The sequence below is a fragment of the Allochromatium humboldtianum genome, assembly GCF_013385175.1.
Classification (GTDB): domain Bacteria; phylum Pseudomonadota; class Gammaproteobacteria; order Chromatiales; family Chromatiaceae; genus Thermochromatium; species Thermochromatium humboldtianum.
Genome location: NZ_JABZEO010000014.1, coordinates 1 through 19,249 on the forward strand (window position 1 = coordinate 1; position 19,249 = coordinate 19,249).

General features: G+C 65.0%; 19 protein-coding genes and 1 tRNA gene. 5 read left to right on the forward strand and 15 right to left on the reverse strand.

Translation table 11 applies throughout. The features are described 5' to 3' along the window. On the reverse strand, positions 1–313 hold a 313-nt coding region (locus HW932_RS21665; protein WP_222932424.1), incomplete at its 3' end, for a hypothetical protein. Between the two features lie 167 nt (positions 314–480). Between HW932_RS21665 and xrtH the strand changes: the two genes are divergently transcribed. Then, on the forward strand, positions 481–999 hold the full coding sequence (gene xrtH / locus HW932_RS16925) for an exosortase H (protein WP_176977669.1): 519 nt from the start codon (positions 481–483) through the stop codon (positions 997–999). Beyond that, on the forward strand, positions 999–1,598 hold the full coding sequence (locus HW932_RS16930; protein WP_176977670.1) for an exosortase H-associated membrane protein: 600 nt from the start codon (positions 999–1,001) through the stop codon (positions 1,596–1,598). Before xrtH ends, HW932_RS16930 begins: the two co-directional genes overlap by 1 nt. 16 nt (positions 1,599–1,614) lie before the next feature. Here the strand turns inward: HW932_RS16930 and HW932_RS16935 are convergent, their stop codons facing one another. The 9 genes from HW932_RS16935 to HW932_RS16975 all read right to left on the reverse strand — a co-directional run bounded on the left by HW932_RS16935 (position 1,615) and on the right by HW932_RS16975 (position 12,633). Further along, positions 1,615–2,919, reverse strand: a complete 1,305-nt coding sequence (locus HW932_RS16935) for a peptidase MATCAP family protein (RefSeq protein WP_176977671.1) — start codon at positions 2,917–2,919, stop codon at positions 1,615–1,617. Between the two features lie 62 nt (positions 2,920–2,981). Continuing rightward, positions 2,982–4,628, reverse strand: coding sequence for an ArnT family glycosyltransferase (locus tag HW932_RS16940; protein WP_425485128.1), 1,647 nt, complete (start codon positions 4,626–4,628; stop codon positions 2,982–2,984). 209 nt (positions 4,629–4,837) lie between these two features. Then, a tRNA-Ser gene (locus tag HW932_RS16945) sits at positions 4,838–4,928 on the reverse strand. Positions 4,929–5,060: 132 nt separating this feature from the next. Beyond that, complete coding sequence (csrA, locus tag HW932_RS16950; protein ID WP_176977672.1) at positions 5,061–5,279, reverse strand: carbon storage regulator CsrA; 219 nt, start codon at positions 5,277–5,279, stop codon at positions 5,061–5,063. Positions 5,280–5,568: 289 nt separating this feature from the next. After that, positions 5,569–6,795: an aspartate kinase gene (locus HW932_RS16955; protein WP_176977673.1), complete on the reverse strand. Its 1,227-nt coding sequence runs from the start codon at positions 6,793–6,795 to the stop codon at positions 5,569–5,571. A gap of 54 nt (positions 6,796–6,849) precedes the next feature. Beyond that, on the reverse strand, positions 6,850–9,453 hold the full coding sequence (alaS, locus tag HW932_RS16960; RefSeq protein WP_176977674.1) for an alanine--tRNA ligase: 2,604 nt from the start codon (positions 9,451–9,453) through the stop codon (positions 6,850–6,852). 39 nt (positions 9,454–9,492) lie between these two features. After that, positions 9,493–9,912, reverse strand: a complete 420-nt coding sequence (locus HW932_RS16965; RefSeq protein WP_176977675.1) for a RecX family transcriptional regulator — start codon at positions 9,910–9,912, stop codon at positions 9,493–9,495. 75 nt (positions 9,913–9,987) lie between these two features. Beyond that, positions 9,988–11,031 carry a recombinase RecA gene (recA, locus tag HW932_RS16970; protein WP_176977676.1) on the reverse strand — a complete coding sequence of 348 codons (1,044 nt, stop codon included), beginning with the start codon at positions 11,029–11,031 and terminating at the stop codon, positions 9,988–9,990. Between the two features lie 327 nt (positions 11,032–11,358). Then, a complete protein-coding gene (locus HW932_RS16975) occupies positions 11,359–12,633 on the reverse strand; it encodes an OmpP1/FadL family transporter (RefSeq protein ID WP_176977677.1) in 1,275 nt (424 codons plus the stop codon). A gap of 222 nt (positions 12,634–12,855) precedes the next feature. Between HW932_RS16975 and HW932_RS16980 the strand changes: the two genes are divergently transcribed. The 3 genes from HW932_RS16980 (at position 12,856) to HW932_RS16990 (ending at position 14,902) form a co-directional block, all read left to right on the forward strand. Then, entirely contained in the window at positions 12,856–13,251 is a 396-nt protein-coding gene (locus HW932_RS16980) for a hypothetical protein (protein WP_176977678.1), read from the forward strand. After that, positions 13,248–14,315 carry an AI-2E family transporter gene (locus tag HW932_RS16985; RefSeq protein WP_176977679.1) on the forward strand — a complete coding sequence of 356 codons (1,068 nt, stop codon included), beginning with the start codon at positions 13,248–13,250 and terminating at the stop codon, positions 14,313–14,315. The genes HW932_RS16980 and HW932_RS16985 overlap by 4 nt, the downstream gene beginning before the upstream one ends. Positions 14,316–14,392: 77 nt before the next feature. Next, entirely contained in the window at positions 14,393–14,902 is a 510-nt protein-coding gene (locus HW932_RS16990; protein ID WP_246296890.1) for a phosphate signaling complex PhoU family protein, read from the forward strand. Here the strand turns inward: HW932_RS16990 and HW932_RS16995 are convergent. From HW932_RS16995 to HW932_RS17015, 5 genes are all read right to left on the reverse strand, one after another. Then, a complete protein-coding gene (locus HW932_RS16995; RefSeq protein ID WP_176977680.1) occupies positions 14,876–15,784 on the reverse strand; it encodes a phosphatase PAP2 family protein in 909 nt (302 codons plus the stop codon). The two genes, HW932_RS16990 and HW932_RS16995, sit on opposite strands and share 27 nt — an antisense overlap. A gap of 55 nt (positions 15,785–15,839) precedes the next feature. Continuing rightward, complete coding sequence (epmA, locus tag HW932_RS17000) at positions 15,840–16,832, reverse strand: EF-P lysine aminoacylase EpmA (RefSeq protein ID WP_176977681.1); 993 nt, start codon at positions 16,830–16,832, stop codon at positions 15,840–15,842. Beyond that, positions 16,832–17,401, reverse strand: a complete 570-nt coding sequence (gene efp / locus HW932_RS17005) for an elongation factor P (RefSeq protein WP_012970957.1) — start codon at positions 17,399–17,401, stop codon at positions 16,832–16,834. Before efp ends, epmA begins: the two co-directional genes overlap by 1 nt. Before the next feature lie 84 nt (positions 17,402–17,485). Continuing rightward, the gene (locus tag HW932_RS17010) at positions 17,486–18,274 is read right to left on the reverse strand and encodes an ATP-binding cassette domain-containing protein (protein ID WP_176977682.1); all 789 of its coding nucleotides are present in this window, start codon (positions 18,272–18,274) and stop codon (positions 17,486–17,488) included. Next, on the reverse strand, positions 18,271–19,248 hold the full coding sequence (locus HW932_RS17015) for a FecCD family ABC transporter permease (RefSeq protein ID WP_176977683.1): 978 nt from the start codon (positions 19,246–19,248) through the stop codon (positions 18,271–18,273). Before HW932_RS17015 ends, HW932_RS17010 begins: the two co-directional genes overlap by 4 nt. Position 19,249: the final 1 nt, after the last annotated feature.

Here is a 19,249-nt window from a genome sequence, read left to right on the forward strand (position 1 = left end):
AGTTCTGGGGCGCAGTGCCGCCATTGGACGGGTCGCGCACGCGCGGGTCGTTGATATCTCCCTGGAAACGGGTGTAGGGCTTCCACTCACCGCAACTCCCGGCACACTTCTTGGGATCGTCAGGCTCACTAGGCCAAGCGACGGGGGCGAAGTGAACGGCGGCACCCGAGCCATTGTTCCAGGCCGGCGGAAAGGGATCGGCCCAAACCCCCAACACCACGGCCATAACCGCCAGCGGCACACCAAGCCACAGCCAATCGACGCGTTTCGGTTGCGTCGAAGATGTCGGGGAAACAAGTTTCGGTTCGGACATGGCGGCATTTTCCGGTGTCGTCGTCCGTGACCGATATTCGAGGAAGGCCGGGCATTGTCTCCGCCAAGTCTGCTGGGAGCAAGCACAATCGCCGGACGGCCGGACGAGCGCAAAACCGCTCGCGTCGCTATCATGCGCCAAGTCTCCGGTTCCGGCCCCCTATAGCTTTGAAACGCTTCCTCATCGCCTTTCCACTGCTCGTGGTGCTGCTGTTCACCCTCGAACTGCTGCCCTGGGGCCAGACCTGGCTGGTTCAGCCCTGGACGGCCTTCATCGCCGATGTGAGCACCGGAGCGATACGGCTGTTCGATGATCGCGTACTGGCACAGGGCAAGATCATCTGGGATCAGACGAGCGGCTTCGCGGTCGCGATCGAGGCCGGCTGCAACGGCGTCGAGGCCGCCATCATCCTCATGGCCGCCATGCTCGCCTTCCCCGCCGCCACCCGACAACAGCGTTTCATCGGCATCGCCCTGGGCCTGACGACCGTCCAGACGCTCAACATCCTGCGCATCATCAGCCTGTTCTATCTCGGTCAATGGAACCGCACGGTGTTCGAATGGGCGCATCTCTACGTCTGGCAGGCGCTCATCATGCTCGACGTACTGCTGGTGTTCCTGTTCTGGCTGCGCTGGGTGTCGCGGCAGGCGCACACCGGATCGCCGACGGCATCGGAAGCCGTTTGATGCGACGCCTGCCCTACCCCGCCAATCCCATCACAGGCTTCACGCTGCGGGTCTTGTTCTGGCTGCCGCTGTGTTTCGGCGCCTGGTACTTCGCCACCATCCTGATCGCGGTCGCGCTGGCGACGCTGCTCGCCGGCCCCCTGATCTGGCTGCTGCCCGACGTGGTTGCGGGCGTCGTGCCTCGGGGCAATGATCTGCTGGTGTTGCTGCGGGTGGAGGCGCTGGATCCGGCATCCCAGGCCGTCGCGCCGAGCGGCGTCATGGCGCATCCGGTCGATGCCGTGAAATACGGCTACGGCATACCGCTCTACACGGCCCTGCTGCTGGCCGCTCCAGGCGGTGAGTCGGAGAAGATGGCGCGCTGGCTCGTCGGTCTGGTGATCCTGCTGCTGGTGCAATGGCTCGGACTCTCGGCCGAGATCCTCAAGGATCTGGTGTTCGGTCTGGAAGCGGCACGCGCGCACCTGGGTGCGTCCGAACTCAGCCGCGAGATCCTGGCCATTGCCTATCAGCTCGGCTATCTGATCCTGCCGTCCGTGACGCCGGTGCTGGTCTGGAGCGTGCAGTTTCGTAGCTATATCCGCGAACTGGCGACCTGAACCAGGGTCCGCGAGTTCATGACTCCCGCTCAGGCCCATTGGCCGGCATCCGCACCATGGGCGCGCTGTCCAACAGCTTGCGCGCCACATCGACGATCGGCTCCAGACTCACGCGACTGGTGAAGACCGAAAACGTCAGCATGGCGAGCAGATAGCGCGGATCGCTGATCCAGGGCGGCAGAAAACGCGGCGGTCGGCACAGACCCAGCGCATAGAGTTCGCACAAGGCCGGGATGTCGAACAGATCCAGCTTGCCGCAGAACAGCAGATGGAGACAGTCGGCCCGCCCGGCGGCGAAACCGGCGCGGATGAAATTGTCGACCTGGAGCAGCCCGAACAGATAGACCAGATCCTTGGTGAAGGGCGCGCCGCCGGTGATGACACCGCCCCGAAAGACCCGCCGTGCGTTCTCGAACGACTGATCCGGGTCGTCGGTACGCTCCAGGAAATAGCGATAGACCTCCAGGAAATCCGCCCCATCGATCGCCATCTGGATCGCCAGCACCCGATCGGCCAGACGTCGCAAACGGTCGAGCTCGATCGAGCCGCTGATGACCTCGGCGAAGACGGCTAATCCCTCCTGAGTGCGTGTAGTGCCCGGATGTCCGGCCGCCAGCAAGGGCAGATCGGTCTGAGCCTGACCGTTGAGCGAGGTCGCGACATGGATGTACGCCTCGTGATGCAGCAACTGGATGAAATCGCGGTCGGTGAAACGTGCGCCCCGTCGAATCCGGATGGCGCGCGAGGTCGCCAGCGCATTGGCCGAGAGCCGGTCGACCAGCTCGATGGCGGGTGCTTGGTCGCCGAACTGAGCGCGCACCGCCTGCCCCAGGTTCTCGGCGACCTCCTCGGCGGTGTGATAGCTCAACGGCGCCGTGTTGAGCTCGATGTGATCCAGGTTGCGGATGGTGTCGAGTACGCTCTGCGCCAGATCGAGCGGCGTAATGGCGACATAGCGCAGGGGTGCGGTCGGCTCGCCGTAGAGCTGGCGACCGTATTCGAAGAACCCCGATGTGCCGACAGCCGCCAGCATCCGCGCGCTCAGCTCGATGGCATTGGCCTGACGGTCGAGCCAGAGATCGATGGTCGTGACCGGCACGATCTGGCGCCGTGCCTCGCGCACGGCCTCGATCGTGGGCGCGGGATCGAAGGCGGCGTAGGTCACGTCGGGCAACTCACACGCTCCCTGAGCGAGAAAACGTTCCTTCACCTCCGGCGCCCAGGCGACCGTGCGTAGGATGCGCAGTGGCCGACAAGCTCCATGCAGCAAGCGATTGACGGCGCGGATGCGCTCCTGTTCGCGTTCGGTCGCGTTCGTCATCTTATGGTTCCTGTTCGCCCCATAAGCGGATCGATCGGTCCCCTGCGCTTCCTGATCCGAAATCAATCGCCCGGCTTCGCCCGCAGCAGAGCCACATGCCCACGATGGTAGACCAGCTCCAGATCCAGCTCTGGATGCTCTCGCGTCAGAGGCTCGAGCTTGTCGACGCGCAGGAACACCAGCTCGCCCGGCTGGGGAGCGCGATTGGGCGTGATCGCCTCGCGATAGACGCTGAAGCTCGGCATCGAGGTGCGATAGACGACGGTCGGCAACTGCGTCTGCTTGGCGATCAGCGCCGCCTCCTTCACCGGCGCCTGGAGCGTGTCGAGCACGCGCGGCGCCACCTCGCCATAGACCACCAGCGTCTGCACCAGCCCCACCAGCACCAGCCGCTGCCACAGCGGCTGACTCGACCAGCGCAGCATCAGCACCGTCAGCAGGAGTCCGCCCAAGGCGGCGATCCCGTATTCGAGCGAGAGCGCGTGCCGCGCCTCCTCGAACAGAATGACGTCATAAGGCCGACTGGACACCACCATGGCGACATCCAGGACGAACGGCAGAACCAGCAGCAGACCGAAGAAGACCAGCGGCGGCACGAACGCCAGCCAGCGATTGGTCAGCGCCTCGCGATGCCGCGCCATGAGGATGAACAGCGGGGTGGCGCCATAGAGCAGATAGTGCGGAAGCTGCGTCCCGGAGAACGAGAAGAAGACCAGCACCACCAGGAACCAGATCCAGAGGAAGCGATCGAGCGGATCGAGCCAGGCCGAGCGGTAACGCTTGAACAGACTCAGCATCCAGCCGGTGAACGGCAGCAGGATGACCGGCAGCATGACCAGATAATAGCCGGGGAAGCCGCCGTGATCGTGCATGGCCCCCTCGAAGCGGCCGAGGTTGTGCTGTAGGAAGAAACTCTTGAAGAATCCGGCGCCGTCGTCGAGATAGATGGCCAGATACCAGGGGCCGGCCACCAGCAGGAAGATCAACCAGCCGAGCGGATAGAAGGCCGCGCGCAGCCAGTACCAGAGCGCCAGCGCACTGGCTTTCGACCAGCGGATGCTCGACAGCACGAACAGCAGGCTGACGACCACCGGAAAGAAGACCGCGACCGGCCCCTTGGTCAGAAACCCGAGTCCCATCCACAAATAGGCGCGCAGTACGAAACGCCGACCGGACTTGAAATCGAGCGCCAGCCAATAGCGATAGATCTCGAAGAACGTCAGCGCGATGAAGAGGTTCAGCAGTGCATCGGCCACCGCCGCCTTGCCGATCAGCGATACCTGGAGACTGAGCGCCAGCGCCAGCCCCGCCACGGTCGCCGTCGGCGCGTCCAGACGCTCGCGCACGAAGAACCACAGCGCCAGCACCCAGACGCTTGCGGCCAGCGCCGAGGGCAGCCGCAACCCGAATTCGTCGAAACCGACCACCTGAGTCGAGGCCGCCTGGAGCCAGTAGATGAGCACAGGCTTGTCGTAGCGTGGCTCGCCGTCACGGTGCGGTGTGATGTAGTTGCCGCCGGCGAGCATCTCGCGCGTGGCTTCGGTGAAGGCCCCTTCGTCGAGATCGTAGAGCGGCATCGCGCCCAACTGCCAGAAGAAGCTCAGGACGACCACCAGGATCAGTAGCGCAGGTGAGGTCATCACCCGCCGCATCGCACCGCGCCGGCCACTGGGTGCGGCGTCCTTCATCGAGAGCGCGTCTGTATTCATCGATCTTGTGCGAGATCCCGGCTCTTCACAGCCTGGAGGGAGGGCCTCCGCATCGAGCACGGCTCAGCCACCCGTCTCGCGTCCTCCGTTCAGGTTGGTTTATGGAAACATGACCTAGAGATCAGGGTGAATCGCGATCGAGCGGGGAACTCAGCGGGGGACTTGCTGCGCTGATCTTCATTGATTTGCAAGAAGATCTCGCCGGTAAATGGCGGAGAGAGAGGGATTCGAACCCTCGATAGGGGTTTAGCCTATACTCCCTTAGCAGGGGAGCGCCTTCAGCCACTCGGCCATCTCTCCGTGAAAACGGATGCATTCGGTTTGAACTCGATGTCCTGACTTTAGGAACGGTTCGGATCGGAGTTTTGTCTCCTGATCACCGAATAGGCCGGGCATGATAACACACCCGGCCGAACTTTCAAGCGCCCCGAATCAGTCGTACTGGGCAGGCTGCCCCATCACGGGCGCATCCTGGCCGACGCCGGCTTGTTCGCGTTTGATGCGCTCATAGATCTCTTCGCGATGCACGGCCACATCCCGCGGAGCATTGACGCCGATCCGGACTTGATTGCCCTTGACGCCGAGGACTGTCACCGTCACTTCGTCACCAATCATCAACGTTTCGCCAACCCTGCGAGTCAAAATCAACATTGTGTCGGTCTCCCTCTATGAGTCCCTAAATCCGATTACATGAATGATTCATTCGGTCCGGCGAACCCGACCTCGCTTGCGCGGCCACCGCGCAAGGGTTGAACCACGCCTGAACCAAGCTGCTAGAGCCAGGCTCCATACTTGCTATTCTACCAACTCCAATGGGATCGCCATAGAGCCTAATCCCATTGCAAGTAAAATTTAGCTTGATTCGCCAAAAACAAGCGGTCGAAGCGCCTAATTTTCGACGAACGGTCATTTGCGATGGAGCCGACGTCCGACGCGACGGCTAGGCCGCAGGCCGGTCCAGCCCAAAGGCTTCATGCAGTGTACGAACGCCCAGTTCCAGATACTTTTCGTCGACCACCACCGAGATCTTGATCTCCGAGGTCGAGATCATGCGGATATTGATCCCTTCCTTGGCCAGACTGGCGAACATGCGGCTGGCGATCCCGGCGTGACTGCGCATCCCGACGCCGACGAGCGAGATCTTGACGATGGAGGCATCGCCCGTCACCTGACGTGCGCCCAGTTCGTCGGCGGTGCGCTTCAGGATATCGAGCGCCGGCGCATAGTCGTTGCGGTGCACGGTGAAGGTGAAGTCGGTGGTCGACTCATCGGCGCCGACGTTCTGCACGATCATGTCGACTTCGATGTTGGCCTCGGCGATCGGGCCGAGTATCCGGTGCGCCACGCCCGGCTGGTCCGGCACGCCGAGCACGGTCAGCTTGGCCTCGTCACGGCTGAAGGCGATTCCGGAGATCTTGGCGTCTTCCACGTCGTTGTCCTCGAAACTGATCAATGTGCCCTCGCCTTCCCCGAAGCTGGAGAGCACGCGCAATGGAACCCGGTACTTGCCGGCGAATTCGACCGAGCGGATCTGGAGCACCTTGGAGCCGAGGCTGGCCATCTCCAGCATCTCCTCGAAAGTGATGCGATCGAGCTTGCGCGCCTTCGGCTCGACCCGCGGGTCGGTGGTGTAGACGCCGTCGACGTCGGTGTAGATCTGGCACTCGTTGGCCTTGAGCGCGGCGGCGATGGCCACCGCCGAGGTGTCCGAGCCGCCGCGTCCGAGCGTGGTGATATCGCCCTGCTCGTCGATGCCCTGGAAACCGGCGACCACGACCACCCGCCCGGCTTCGAGATCGGCGCGCACGCGCGCGGCGTCGATGTCGCGGATGCGGGCCTTGTTGTGGGCGCTGTCGGTCAGGATGTGGACCTGCGCGCCTGTGTAGGACCGCGCCGGGCAGCCCTGGGCGGCGAGCGCCATGCTCAGGAGCGCGATCGTCACCTGCTCGCCGGTCGACAGCAGCACGTCGAGTTCGCGCGGCTCGGGGCGTTCCTGGAGCTGTTTGGCCAGCTTGATCAGGCGATCGGTCTCGCCGGACATGGCCGAGACCACGACCACCACCTGATCGCCCTGATCGCGCCAGCGCTTGACGCGCTCAGCCACCGCCTGGATGCGCTCGATGCTCCCGACCGAGGTTCCGCCGTATTTTTGAACGATCAGGGCCATCGTTGATACCTGGATTGCACGTCTTTCATTTGGATCAGCGTTCAGTAGGAAAAATCAGTTCAGCCGCGCGGCGACCCAACCGGGCACCAGCTCCAGCGCGGCAGGCAGTCCGGCCGGGTCGCTGCCGCCGGCCTGGGCCATGTCGGGACGTCCGCCGCCCTTGCCGCCGACCTTCTCGGCGACCTCGCGGATCAGATCCCCGGCCTTGAGTCGGTCGGTCAGATCCTTGGTGACACCCGCCACCAGACTGACCTTGCCGTCGGACTCGGCGGCGAGCACGACGACGGCGCTGCCGAGCTTGTCCTTGAGCTGATCGAGGGTGACGCGCAGGCTCTTGGGGTCGGCGCCGTCCAGACGCGCGGCCAGGGTTTTGATGCCCTGGATGTCGACCGCCTGGGCCGCCAGATCCTGACCGGCTGAACTGGCGGCCTTGGCCTTGAGCTGTTCGAGTTCTTTTTCCAGCCGGCGCGCGCGGTCGATGAGCTGGGTCACGCGCTCGTCGACGTCCTCACGTCCGCCCTTGAGCAGACCGGCGAGCCGCAGCAGGCGCTCTTCGTCGGCCTCGACCCACTCCAGCGCCGAGGCGCCGGTGATGGCCTCGATGCGGCGCACGCCGGCGGCGATGCCGGTCTCGGAGACGATCTTGATCAGGCCGATGTCGCCGACCGCCTTGACGTGCGTGCCGCCGCAGAGTTCGGTCGAGAACTCGCCCATGCGCAGCACCCGCACCTGATCGGCATATTTCTCGCCGAACAGCGCCATGGCCCCGGACGCCTTGGCATCCTCCAGGCTCATGATGCGGGTCTCGACCAGATGATTGGCGCGCACCTCGCGGTTGACCATCCGCTCGATGGTCAGCAACTGCTCGCGCGAGACCGGCTCGAAATGCGAGAAGTCGAAGCGCAGACGCTCGGGTCCAACCAGCGAACCTTTCTGCTGGACGTGCGGGCCGAGCACTTCGCGCAACGCGGCATGGAGCAGGTGGGTGGCCGAGTGATTGAGCGCGGTGGCGCGGCGGCGGTCGGCATCGACACGCGCATCGACCCGATCGCCGACGGTCAACTGACCCTCATCGACCCGGCCGACATGCACCAGCACGCCATCGCCCTTCTTCTGGGTATCCTGGACCGTGAAGCGCGCGGTCTCGGTGTTGAGCCAACCGCGATCGCCGACCTGACCGCCGGATTCGCCGTAGAAGGGCGAACGGTCGAGGATGACGATACCTTCCTCCCCTGCTTCCAGTGCATCGCAGGACTCGCCGCCGCGATAGAGCGCGACGATGGTCGCCTCTTCCTGGAGCCGGTCATAGCCGCAGAAGTCGGTCTCGCCCTGGATCTGGATGTCCAGCGTCTGAGCGGAGCCGAACTGACTGGCGGCCCGCGCGCGTTCCTTCTGACGCTCCATGGCCTGCTCGAAACCGGCCACATCGAGCGTCAATCCACGCTCGCGCGCGATGTCGGCCGTGAGATCGACCGGGAAACCATAGGTGTCGTAGAGCTTGAACACGGTCTCACCGGGGATCTGGTCGCCGCTCAGGTCGGCGATGGCCTCGTCGAGCAGACGCATCCCATGCTCCAGCGTTTCGGCGAAACGCTCCTCTTCGAGCTTGACGAGACGCTCGACGTGCGACTGACTCGCGCGCAGTTCGGGATAGGCCTCACCCATCTCGCGCGCCAGCGGCTCGACCAGAGTATGGAAGAAAGGCGTGGAGCAGCCGAGCCGATAGCCGTGACGGATGGCGCGGCGCATGATGCGACGCAGCACATAGCCGCGTCCCTCGTTGCCCGGCGTCACCCCATCGGTGATGAGAAAGGCCGTCGAACGGATGTGGTCGGCGATGACGCGCAGCGACTTGTCGGCCAGATCGGTGCAGCCGGTGGCCTTGGCGGCCGCCTCGATCAGATGGCGGAACAGATCGATCTCGTAGTTGCTGTGCACGCCCTGCATCACGGCCGCGAGCCGCTCCAGCCCCATGCCGGTATCGACCGAGGGACGCGGCAATGGGGTCATATTCCCATCGGCGTCGCGGTTGAACTGCATGAAAACCAGATTCCAGATCTCGACATAGCGGTCGCCGTCCTCGTCGGGCGAGCCGGGCGGACCGCCGGGGATGCTGGGGCCATGGTCATAGAAGATCTCGGAACAGGGACCGCAGGGGCCGGTGTCGCCCATCGACCAGAAGTTGTCCTTGGCTCCGCAGCGCGAGAAGCGCTGGGGATCGACGCCGATCTCCTTGAGCCAGATGCCGGCCGCCTCGTCGTCGTCCTCGAACACCGTCACCCAAAGGCGCTCAGGCGGCAACGCCAGCACCCGGGTCAGATAATCCCAGGCGTATTCGATGGCCTCGCGCTTGAAGTAGTCGCCGAAGCTGAAATTGCCCAGCATCTCGAAAAAGGTGTGATGCCGGGCGGTATAGCCGACGTTCTCGAGGTCGTTGTGCTTGCCGCCGGCGCGCACGCAGCGCTGCGAGCTGACCGCGCGGTTGCTGGCGCGGCGCTCACGGCCGAGGAAGGCGTCCTTGAACTGGACCATGCCGGCGTTGGTGAACAGCAGGGTCGGATCATTGGCCGGAATCAGCGGGCTGGAAGCCACCCGCTCGTGTTGGCGTTGCTCGAAATAGTCGAGGAAGCTCGCTCGAAGCTCTGCACTGGTGGTCATTGGAAAGTCTCGAATGGACCGTTCGCCGCACGGCTCGGGTCAGTCAGGAAAGCGCAGCAGGCGCCGGATCGAATCGGGCGTGAAACCACGCTGTTCGAGGAAACGCGCGCGTTTGGCATAGTCGGAACGGTCGCTGGGTTGTGACTGGCCGAAGCGACGCTCGTGGGTGCGCGCCAGAACTTCGGGCCAGGTGTCGTTCATGGGTTGGAGATGGCGGTCGATCAGGCTGTCGGCAAGTCCCTTGTCGCGCAACTCGGCGCGGATGCGCTGCGGGCCGAAGCCCTTGCCGGCGCGTTCGGCGACATAGTGCGCGGCCAGACGCGATTCGTCGAGTGCGCCCTCGTCGATCAGCTGGTCGAGCGCACCGGCGATGGCATCTGGATCGAGACCGCGCGCACTGAGCTTACGGGTCAGTTCCAGACACGAATGCTCACGCGCAACCAGCAGACGCAGGGCCACGCGCACGGCCTCGTCGATGGCGTCGTGCGCGTCAGGCTGGTTCGGGGCCGGATCTTGGGCCGGGTCGTTCAGGGATCAATCCTCCGACGGCTCGGGCGCATCGGCCTCGACGGGCGCCTCGACTCCGCCCTTGGGCAGCAGCTTGTCGCGGATGCGCGCCTCGATAGCCTGGGCGATCTCGGGATTTTCGCACAGAAAATTGCGAACGTTGTCCTTGCCCTGCCCGATGCGGTTGCCGTCATAGCTGTACCAGGCGCCGGACTTGTCGATGAAGCCCTCGGCCACGCCCAGGTCGATGATCTCGCCCTCGCGCGAGATGCCCTGGCCATAGAGGATGTCGAACTCGGCCTGCCGGAAGGGCGGCGCGACCTTGTTCTTGACCACCTTGACCTTGGTCTCGTTGCCGATGACCTCATCGCCTTTCTTGATAGCCCCGGTGCGGCGGATGTCGAGCCGCACCGAGGCATAGAACTTGAGCGCATTGCCGCCGGTCGTGGTCTCCGGCGAGCCGAACATCACCCCGATCTTCATGCGGATCTGGTTGATGAAGATGACGCAGCAGTTGGAGCGCTTGATGTTGCCGGTGAGCTTGCGCAGCGCCTGGGACATGAGGCGCGCTTGCAGCCCGACGTGCGAGTCGCCCATCTCGCCCTCGATCTCGGCCTTGGGCGTGAGCGCGGCGACCGAGTCGACGACCACGACATCGACCGCGCCGGAGCGCACCAGCATGTCGGTGATTTCCAGCGCCTGCTCGCCGGTGTCGGGCTGGGAGACCAGCAGATCGGTCATGTTGACGCCGAGCTTTTCGGCATAGACCGGGTCGAGCGCGTGCTCAGCGTCGACGAAAGCCGCCGTGCCGCCGAGTTTCTGCGACTCGGCGATGATGTGCAGCGTCAGCGTGGTCTTGCCCGAGGATTCGGGGCCATAGATCTCGATGACGCGCCCCTTGGGCACGCCGCCGATGCCGAGCGCCAGATCCAGCCCGAGCGAACCCGTCGAGATCGCCTCGATGTTGCGCACGGCGCCGACATCGCCCATGCGCATGACCGAGCCCTTGCCGAACTGCTTTTCGATTTGGGTCAGCGCGGCGGCCAACGCCTTCTTGCGATTCTCGTCCATTCGGGTCTCCGTTGCGGGTTGGGATCCAAGCCGTTGCACTCGACGATTAACCGGAAATTATGACACAAGGACCAACTGAGTTCAGCCATGTCCATGTCAGTCGGGTCGCTTCAGGCCGATGGTCGATATCATGTTACATCCCGCTCAATGACGCGACGACCGTCCGGGCAAGGGAGGCTGGATTTGCCGCTGTTCGAACGTCCCAACACCAGGAAACGCCGGGGCGCGCTCGCGCGCCGAGACGAGGGCGGACTCCAGCATACGGTCGTCCACGCACGGATTCAGCAGTGCCTCGCTCAGCCGTTGCCGGCGCCCCGTCAGTCAGGTTCAGAAGACCTTGACGACCTCCAGACCGATCAGATGTGCGTCCATGCTGTAGTCTCCAGCCAGCGCGGTCGAACCGTTGAGATCGCCGCCGGTATAGTCTCTGACGCCACGATAGTCGCGGTCCACGGCGCGAACGTACATATAGGCCGCCTCCAGCGACAGCCCGCTGCCGAGTGAGCGGGCCAGACCCAGGCCGAAGAGATGACGGTCGTTGTCCGGCACGCGGGCGCTGAAGTGATCGTCGTCCTGCCCGGTCTCGTCATAGGTATAGCCGAAACGCAGCCGGGTCCGATCATCGAGCTGGTAAGTCGCGCCGAGCCGATAGGCATTGGCATCGTTCCAGTCGTTCTGATCGGCGAAGATCACGGCGCCGCTGTGTTTGCCCCTGACCTTGATGTCGTTGAAGGTGCTCCAGCCGGTGCGGCTGATGTCGAATTCGACGGCCAGCCGCTCATCGAACGCATGGCGTGCGCCCAGTTGCAGACGCCAGGGCACGGCGAACTCCAGCTCGGCCGATTGTCCGCGCGCCAGACGCCCGAGATTGACCAGGACCGAACTCTTGGGCGTGAAGTCGCCTTCGAGATCCAGGGTGGCCGAGGAGCGGAATACGGCGCCAAGGCTCCAGGCGCCCTGACGATAAAGCGCCCCGAGGTTGAAGCCGAGTCCATGTCCATCGCCGTTGAGCGTGCCGAGCGTCGAATCCAGTTTGGCCTGTCTGGCCCAGTAGATGTCGAGTCCGGCCGATAGACTCAGATCGTCACTGACTCGATAGGTCGCGGTCGGACTGAAGTCGATGATCTCGACCTTGCTGGTCAGCGGATGACCGAGCGGGATACTGAAACCGCCGAGGGTGCGCGTGCCGCTGACCGCCGGAAAGGTTCCATCCGGCCAGCGCGTCTCCAGTCCGAAAGGGACGGTGACGCCGAACCCGAGACGCCAACGCTCGTCGAGCGCGAAGGCCCCCTGGATCATGGGGACGGCCATCCATTCGGCGCCCTCGCTGTCGTGGCGGCCGCTCGCGGTGTCGACGCTGAAGTTGGGGCCGACGAAATAGGTGCCGAGCGCCAGGCTGGAGCCGTCGTGGAAGCCCATGGCGGCGGGATTGTAGGCAAAGGCGCCCCGTTCCTCGGGGTTGGCGACCAGGGCGTTGGTCAGACCGATACCGGCGGTCGAAGCTTCCGGCAGCATGAAACCGGCGGCCAGGGCCGTCTGGACGCCACAGACGCTCGTGGCCAGACAGAGCGCCAGCGAGCGGGTGATCGGGGTGTTGAGCATTTAGGGATCGTCCTCAGTATGATTCCAGTGGCCGACGCCTGATCGCGCGCACGCTGGTCCCGACTCGGCCTCGAAGCCCACAGCGGGCGGCGGACACTCTAGGCGATGCAGGGCGGCAAATCCATCCCTGTGGCCCCGTCCAGGCCGGCGCCGGACCAGTGGCTACCGACACGGCGGTCGACTGTGATATAAGCGCTGTCTATTTTGCATGGCCGTCACTGAATGAATCCGAACACGATCTCCGCCGACGAGCGGCGTCTGCTCAAGCGTCTGCGTGCCCTGGATCCGGCCGAGCGCGAGACGCTGCTCGCGTTCGCCGACTTCCTGGTCGCGCGCACCGAACCGTCTTCGCGTGCGCCCGCCGTTGCCCGTGAACCACGCCTCGCGCCCAGACCTGAACACGAGAGCGTGGTCGGCGCCATCAAGCGTCTCTCCCAGAGCTATGACATGCTCGAGCGCGATGTCCTGTTGCACGAGACATCCGCCCTGATGTCGGCCCATGTGCTCCAGGGACGCGCCGCCGGCGATGTCATCGACGAGCTTGAGGCGCTCTTTGCCCGCCACTATCAAGACTATCGGGCCAGAATTGTCGCATCGGCTGAAGATACTCGACCATGAACATCGTCGCGCGCTGGTTCAAGCGCAATCTCTCCAACCCTCAACTCGTCTTTCTCAGTCTGCTGCTGCTGGCCGTCTTTGCGGTCGTGCTCTTCCTCGGCGACATGCTCACGCCCGTGCTCGCCAGCATCGTCATCGCCTATCTGCTGGAGGGCGGCGTCGGCCTGCTTCAGCGGCGCGGATGGCCGCGACTGGCGAGCGTGCTGCTGGTGTATCTGCTCTTCATCCTCTTCGTGGCGCTGGTGCTGGTCGGCGTCATGCCGCTACTGTCGCGCCAGATCACTGATCTGGTCCAGCAACTCCCCAACATGGTGCTCGAGGGCACGCGCTTCCTGATGGACCTGCCCGAGCACTATCCGGAGCTGGTCACTGAGGCCCAGGTCTCCGAACTGATCTTATTCATGCGCGCTGAGGCTGTGACCTTCGGCCAGCAGGTGCTGTCCTGGTCGCTGGCCAACGTCGCCGGCATCATCACCATCCTGGTCTACCTGATCCTGATGCCGATCCTGGTGTTCTTCTTCATGAAGGACAAGGATCTCATCCTCGGCTGGTTCAGACAGTACCTGCCCGAGCATCACGGGATCGCCGGGCGCGTCTGGTGCGATGTGGATCGCCAGATCTCCAATTACATCCGCGGCAAGGCCTGGGAGATCCTGATCGTCTGGGCCACGAGTTTCGTCACCTTCTACGCCTTCGGGCTGAAGTACGCGATGCTGCTGTCGCTACTGGTCGGGCTCTCGGTCATCATCCCCTATATCGGCGCGGCGGTCGTCACCGTGCCGGTGCTGCTGGTGGCCTGGTTCCAGTGGGGCTGGTCGCCGCAATTCGCCTGGCTGGCGCTGGCCTATGCCATCATCCAGGCGCTCGACGGCAATGTGCTGGTGCCGCTGATCTTCTCGGAAGTGGTCAATCTGCATCCGGTGGCCATCATCGTCGCCATCCTGGTCTTCGGCGGACTCTGGGGGTTCTGGGGCGTCTTCTTCGCCATCCCGCTCGCAACCCTGGTGCAGGCCATTCTGACGGCATGGCCGCAGCCCCCGGACGAGCTCGAAACGACAGCTTGAGTCGTCACTGAATCGTCAAATCCGCCCGCTATACTCGCTCGACCGACGTCCAAGGCGGTTTGAGCGAGATGGAAGCGATGCAACTCCTGATCGAAAAGAAACGCGAAGCCCTACGCGCGGGCCTCCTGTCGCTGGGCGAACAGGTCGCCGCCGGCCTGCACCATTCACTGGAGGCGCTGCGCCACCAGGACTCGAATCTGGCCCGCCGGATCGTCACCGAAGATGCCCTCATCAACCGTGAACGGCGCTTCCTGGAACAGCAGGCGCTCGTGGTGCTGGCTTCGCATCAGCCGGCCGGACGCGATCTGCGTCTGATCGGCGCCTCGCTGGAGATGATCGCCGAGTTGGAGCGCATCGCCGATCATGCCGCCGATGTCGCGCGGATCCTCCTGAAGGCCCCGGCCCTCCCGCTCCCCCAGGAGCCGGCCAAGCGTATCGGTCTGATGGGCGACATCGCGCTGGCGATGTTCACCCGCGTCATGGCCGTGTATGCCGAGAACGGCGACGCCGACCAGGAGTTTGGGGCGTTCGGTCATGTCGGGTACCACGGACGCTGGCGATCAGCTCGGATTGGAACGGCCGGGTGAGGTCTCCATCGGCACCGGCTTGGCGACAAGATACCACCAGACAGCGCTCGCCAGCGCACCGAGTCCGAGCAGGCGCTGCATGAGCGCCGCTTGCGCATATCCCCCATCGTCGAAGAGCAGGCTGAAGGCCGCCAGCACGGCCAGCGCCACGAAGGTCAGATGCACGCTCAACCGGGTCGCCGGCCCCGGCCAGCGCACCGCGAGCCGTCCACCGAGCCAGGCGGCGAGCGCACCGAGCGTCAGGCCGGCGATCACATCGAGCGGCCAGTGCACCCCCACCGCCACGCGGCTCGCGCCGACCAGGATCGCGATCAGCAACAGGAGCAGGCGCCACTCGATCCAGCGTGTGTGCAAGATGAGCACGCCACAGAAGACGGCGGCCGTGACACTGTGCCCGGACGGAAAGCTCACCCGCTCGCGTGCCGGGCCGATGAGGTTGAAGGCGTCCGCCGCCAGCACCGCCGGCGGCCGGGCGGCGTCGAACAGTTCCTTCAGACCTCGACTGGCGGCGATGGCGAGCAACGCCGACAGGATCAAGGCCCAGAACAACCGCGGATGGCGCAACGAGAAGAAGAGTGTCAAGGCGAAGGCCACGCGCTCGTCGCCCAGCACCGTGAGACAGGCCCAAACCCAGCTCGGATAGTCGGCCGCCAGGGCATTGAGCCGGAGAAAACCGGCGTGATAACCGCAGATCAGATAGAGACAGAGACCCATGAGGGTCGCGATCCCGGCCCAGCGCCCTAGCCAGCGCTCGCCACTGGCCTGGGCGAGCGGTACGGAATCGGCGTCCTGGGTGAGTCGTGCACGCCAGCGCGACGGCAGATCGGAGCGGTCGATCCAATGGCGGGTGCGAACGATAAGATGGCTCAAGCGTTTGGACATCGGCTTCGACTCGAACGGTTGTCGGCTGTTCGGCTGGAGATTTCGCCAGCGCCGGCTAGGCGCGCTCGATGGCAAAGGTCAACACGGCATCGATGTGCTCGACGCCGGTGGCGATCATCAGCAAGCGGTCGAGACCGAGCGCCACACCCGCGCAGTCTGGCATTCCATGTTCGAGCGCATCGAGCAGGGACTCATCGATGGGCGGTTCGGGTCGGCCCTGTTCGCGCCGGAGCGCGAGATCGGCCTGGAAACGCGCGCGCTGTTCACGCGCGTCGACCAGTTCGCCGAAGCCATTGGCCAGTTCGATCCCGTCGATGTAGAGCTCGAAGCGCTCGGCGACCGGTACCTCGCCCGAGGTCCGCACGCGCGACAGGGCCGCCTGACTGGGCGGATAGTCGCAGAGAAAGGTCAGCCGGCCTCGACCGAGCCTGGACTCCAGACATTGGGTCAGCAGCAGGTCGAGCCAGCCGTCGCGATCCAGGTCGAGTCCATCCAGCCCCCGCAGCCCGGCGCGCTCGGCGGTCCGGCGCAGTTGGTCGACCTCGGTGTGCCAGGGATCGAGTCCGAGTCCATCGCGAAACAGATCGCGATAGGTGAGGCGCTCGATCGGCATCGTCGGTCGATTCAGCGCCAGCCTGACCAGGGCGCCGACCTCGTCCATCAGGCGCCCATAGTCCCAGCCGGGCCGGTACCACTCCAGCAGGCTGAACTCGGGATGATGACGACGCCCGCGCTCTTCGTCGCGAAAGACCTTGCAGATCTGATAGATCGGCCCGATGCCAGCGGCCAGCAGCCGCTTCATCGCGAACTCGGGCGAGGTCTGGAGATAGAGCGGTCGCTTGGGGCCGAATCCGGCGATGTCGAGCTGGGTCGAGAGGCTGGCGAGCGCCGGATCCGTGACCGCCGCGCGCGACAGGATGGGCGTCTCGACCTCCAGGACGCCGGACTCGCGGAAGAACGCCCGGATCTCGGCATAGAGTTCGGCGCGCGCCCGGATCGCCGTCAGGTCGGCGTTCGGCCGCCAGTCCGCGCTGGAGACCTCGGTCATCACTCCTTGACGCGCGAGACGTATTCGCCGGTGCGGGTGTCGACCTTGATCAGCTCATCGGTCTGCACGAACAGAGGCACGCGCACCACGGCGCCGGTTTCGAGCGTAGCCGGCTTGCCGCCGCCGCCCGAGGTATCGCCACGCACGCCCGGATCAGTCTCGGTGATCTTGAGCACCACGAAGTTCGGCGGCTCGACCGACAGCGGCGCGCCGTTCCAGAGCGTGACCTTGCAGATGTCGTTTTCCTTGATCCACTTGGCCGCTTCGCCGACGGCCGCCGCTGTGGCGGTCATCTGCTCGAAGCTCTCCTGGTGCATGAAGTGCCATTCCTCGCCGTCGTTGTAGAGATACTGCATGTCGGTATCATGCACGTCCGCCGCCTCGACGGTGTCGCCGGACTTGAAGGTCTTCTCGATCACGCGCCCGGTCTTGAGATTGCGGATGCGAACGCGGTTGAACGCCTGGCCCTTGCCGGGCTTGACGAACTCGTTCTCGACGATGCTGTATGGATCGCCATCCAGCATGATCTTGAGTCCGCCCTTGAATTCGTTGGTGCTATAGAACGCCATGTCATCCTCATTGCATGTGAAACTGAACCGGACAATGTTACCGCGAAGGACAGGCGCTTGTCAGAGCCAAGCATGACGGCTGCGTCATTCCCTTGCGCATGACCAGGGGACGATATAATTCTGTCCCTGATGTCGACCCATCACCACGCCGATGCCATACGCCAGCCGCAGATGCTCCGCGCTCAAGACCGCCTCCACCGCGCCCGAAGCGACCGCGCGCCCTTGGTGCAGCAACAGCAAGCGATCACAGAAGCGGCTCGCCAGCGTCAGATCGTGCAGCACCACGATGACGCTCGCACCCTGATGCGCCTGGGCGCGCAGCAGCTCCATGACTTCGAGCTGATGGCGCGGATCGAGCGCGGCGACCGGCTCGTCGGCGAGCAGCAGCGGCGCCTCGACCGCCAGCGCCCGTGCCAGCCGCACGCGTGCCCGTTCACCACCGGAGAGCGTATCGGACGCGCGCGCGCGCAGTGACCAGACATCGGTTGCGCGCATCGCCGACTCGATGGCCTGCCGGTCGGCGTCACTCGGCCGCCCGGCTCCGCGCCACCAGCCGCCGCGATAGGGATGTCGCCCGAGCGCGACCAGATCGGCGACCGAGATCGGCCACTGGACGCGGTCGTCCTGGCTCAGATAGGCCAGCCGTCGTGCCCGCTCGCGTGCCGGGATTCGGTCCAGCGACTCACCGTGCAACCGGATCGCCCCCCGGTAGGGCAGCAGTTGCGCGATCGCCTTGATCAGCGTGCTCTTGCCAGCCCCATTGGGACCGATGAGTCCGATCAGCTCGCCCGCTCCGACCTGGAACGAGAGTTCATGCACCAGCGCCCGCCCGCCCTGCTGCACGGCGACATCGACGAGTGCGAGCCGGCTCACAGCAGATCCCTCCGCGAGCGCAGCACCAGCGCCAGGAAGAAGGGCGCGCCGATCAGCGCCGTCACCACGCCGAGCATCGGCTCGCGCCCGGTCTCGGGCAGACGCAGTGCGATATCGGCCGCGAGCACCAGCACTGCCCCGCCCAGCGCGCTTGCCGGCAACAGCGACCCCGGCCGGAAGCCGACGAACCGGCGCAGCAGATGCGGCACCACAAGCCCGACGAAACCGATGGCGCCCGTGATCGCCACGGTCGCGCCGACACTCAGCGCCGACCCCAGGATGACGAGCGTGCGCAGACGCCCCAGATCGACTCCCAGACTGCTGGCTTCGGCCTCGCCGAGCGCCAGCGCGTCGAGCGAGGGCGCGCACCACAGCAGCAGGGCCAGCCCCAGCAGCACGAAGGGCAGACAGAGCCGGACATCGTCGAAACTGCGGTCGCTGATCGAGCCGAGCAGCCAGAGCACGATGTCCTGCGCGTCGCTCGGATTGGGCGCGAGATTGAGCGCCAGTGAAGTCAGGGCGCCGGCCAGCGAGGACAGCGCCACCCCGGCCAGGATCAGGGTCAGGTTGTTCGAGCCGGCGCGCGTCATCGCCTGGAGCACCAGGGTCGCCAGCAGGGCAAAGAACATAGCCGCCGCCGGCAGCACCCAGGGACTGACCAGCGCCAGCCCGAAATAGAGCGTCAGCACCGCCCCCAGGCTGGCGCTCGCCGAGATCCCGAGCAGCCCCGGCTCGGCGAGCGGATTGCGCAGCAGCCCCTGGAGCGCCGCGCCCGAGGCGCCGAGCGAGAGGCCGACCAGCCAGGCCAGCGCCACGCGCGGCAACCGGATCTCATACACGATCACCTGATGGGTCTCGGGTCCGGTGCCGAGCAGGCCGGCGATCACCTCGCCGGCACTGAGCGGCGCCTCGCCGAATCCGAGCGAGAGCAGACTGAGCAGCGAAAGCGTGAGTAACAGGAAAAGGTTGAGCATG

Bases quoted from the DNA above. Each gene is read 5' to 3' on its own strand.
- HW932_RS16930 (WP_176977670.1), top strand. From the start codon at position 999: ATGCGACGCCTGCCCTACCCCGCCAATCCCATCACAGGCTTCACGCTG.
- HW932_RS16935 (WP_176977671.1), bottom strand. From the start codon at position 2,919: ATGACGAACGCGACCGAACGCGAACAGGAGCGCATCCGCGCCGTCAAT.
- HW932_RS16940 (WP_425485128.1), bottom strand. From the start codon at position 4,628: ATGAATACAGACGCGCTCTCGATGAAGGACGCCGCACCCAGTGGCCGG.
- csrA (WP_176977672.1), bottom strand. From the start codon at position 5,279: ATGTTGATTTTGACTCGCAGGGTTGGCGAAACGTTGATGATTGGTGAC.
- HW932_RS16955 (WP_176977673.1), bottom strand. From the start codon at position 6,795: ATGGCCCTGATCGTTCAAAAATACGGCGGAACCTCGGTCGGGAGCATC.
- alaS (WP_176977674.1), bottom strand. From the start codon at position 9,453: ATGACCACCAGTGCAGAGCTTCGAGCGAGCTTCCTCGACTATTTCGAG.
- recA (WP_176977676.1), bottom strand. From the start codon at position 11,031: ATGGACGAGAATCGCAAGAAGGCGTTGGCCGCCGCGCTGACCCAAATC.
- HW932_RS16975 (WP_176977677.1), bottom strand. From the start codon at position 12,633: ATGCTCAACACCCCGATCACCCGCTCGCTGGCGCTCTGTCTGGCCACG.
- HW932_RS16980 (WP_176977678.1), top strand. From the start codon at position 12,856: ATGAATCCGAACACGATCTCCGCCGACGAGCGGCGTCTGCTCAAGCGT.
- HW932_RS16985 (WP_176977679.1), top strand. From the start codon at position 13,248: ATGAACATCGTCGCGCGCTGGTTCAAGCGCAATCTCTCCAACCCTCAA.
- HW932_RS16990 (WP_246296890.1), top strand. From the start codon at position 14,393: ATGCAACTCCTGATCGAAAAGAAACGCGAAGCCCTACGCGCGGGCCTC.
- HW932_RS16995 (WP_176977680.1), bottom strand. From the start codon at position 15,784: ATGTCCAAACGCTTGAGCCATCTTATCGTTCGCACCCGCCATTGGATC.
- epmA (WP_176977681.1), bottom strand. From the start codon at position 16,832: ATGACCGAGGTCTCCAGCGCGGACTGGCGGCCGAACGCCGACCTGACG.
- efp (WP_012970957.1), bottom strand. From the start codon at position 17,401: ATGGCGTTCTATAGCACCAACGAATTCAAGGGCGGACTCAAGATCATG.
- HW932_RS17015 (WP_176977683.1), bottom strand. From the start codon at position 19,248: ATGCTCAACCTTTTCCTGTTACTCACGCTTTCGCTGCTCAGTCTGCTC.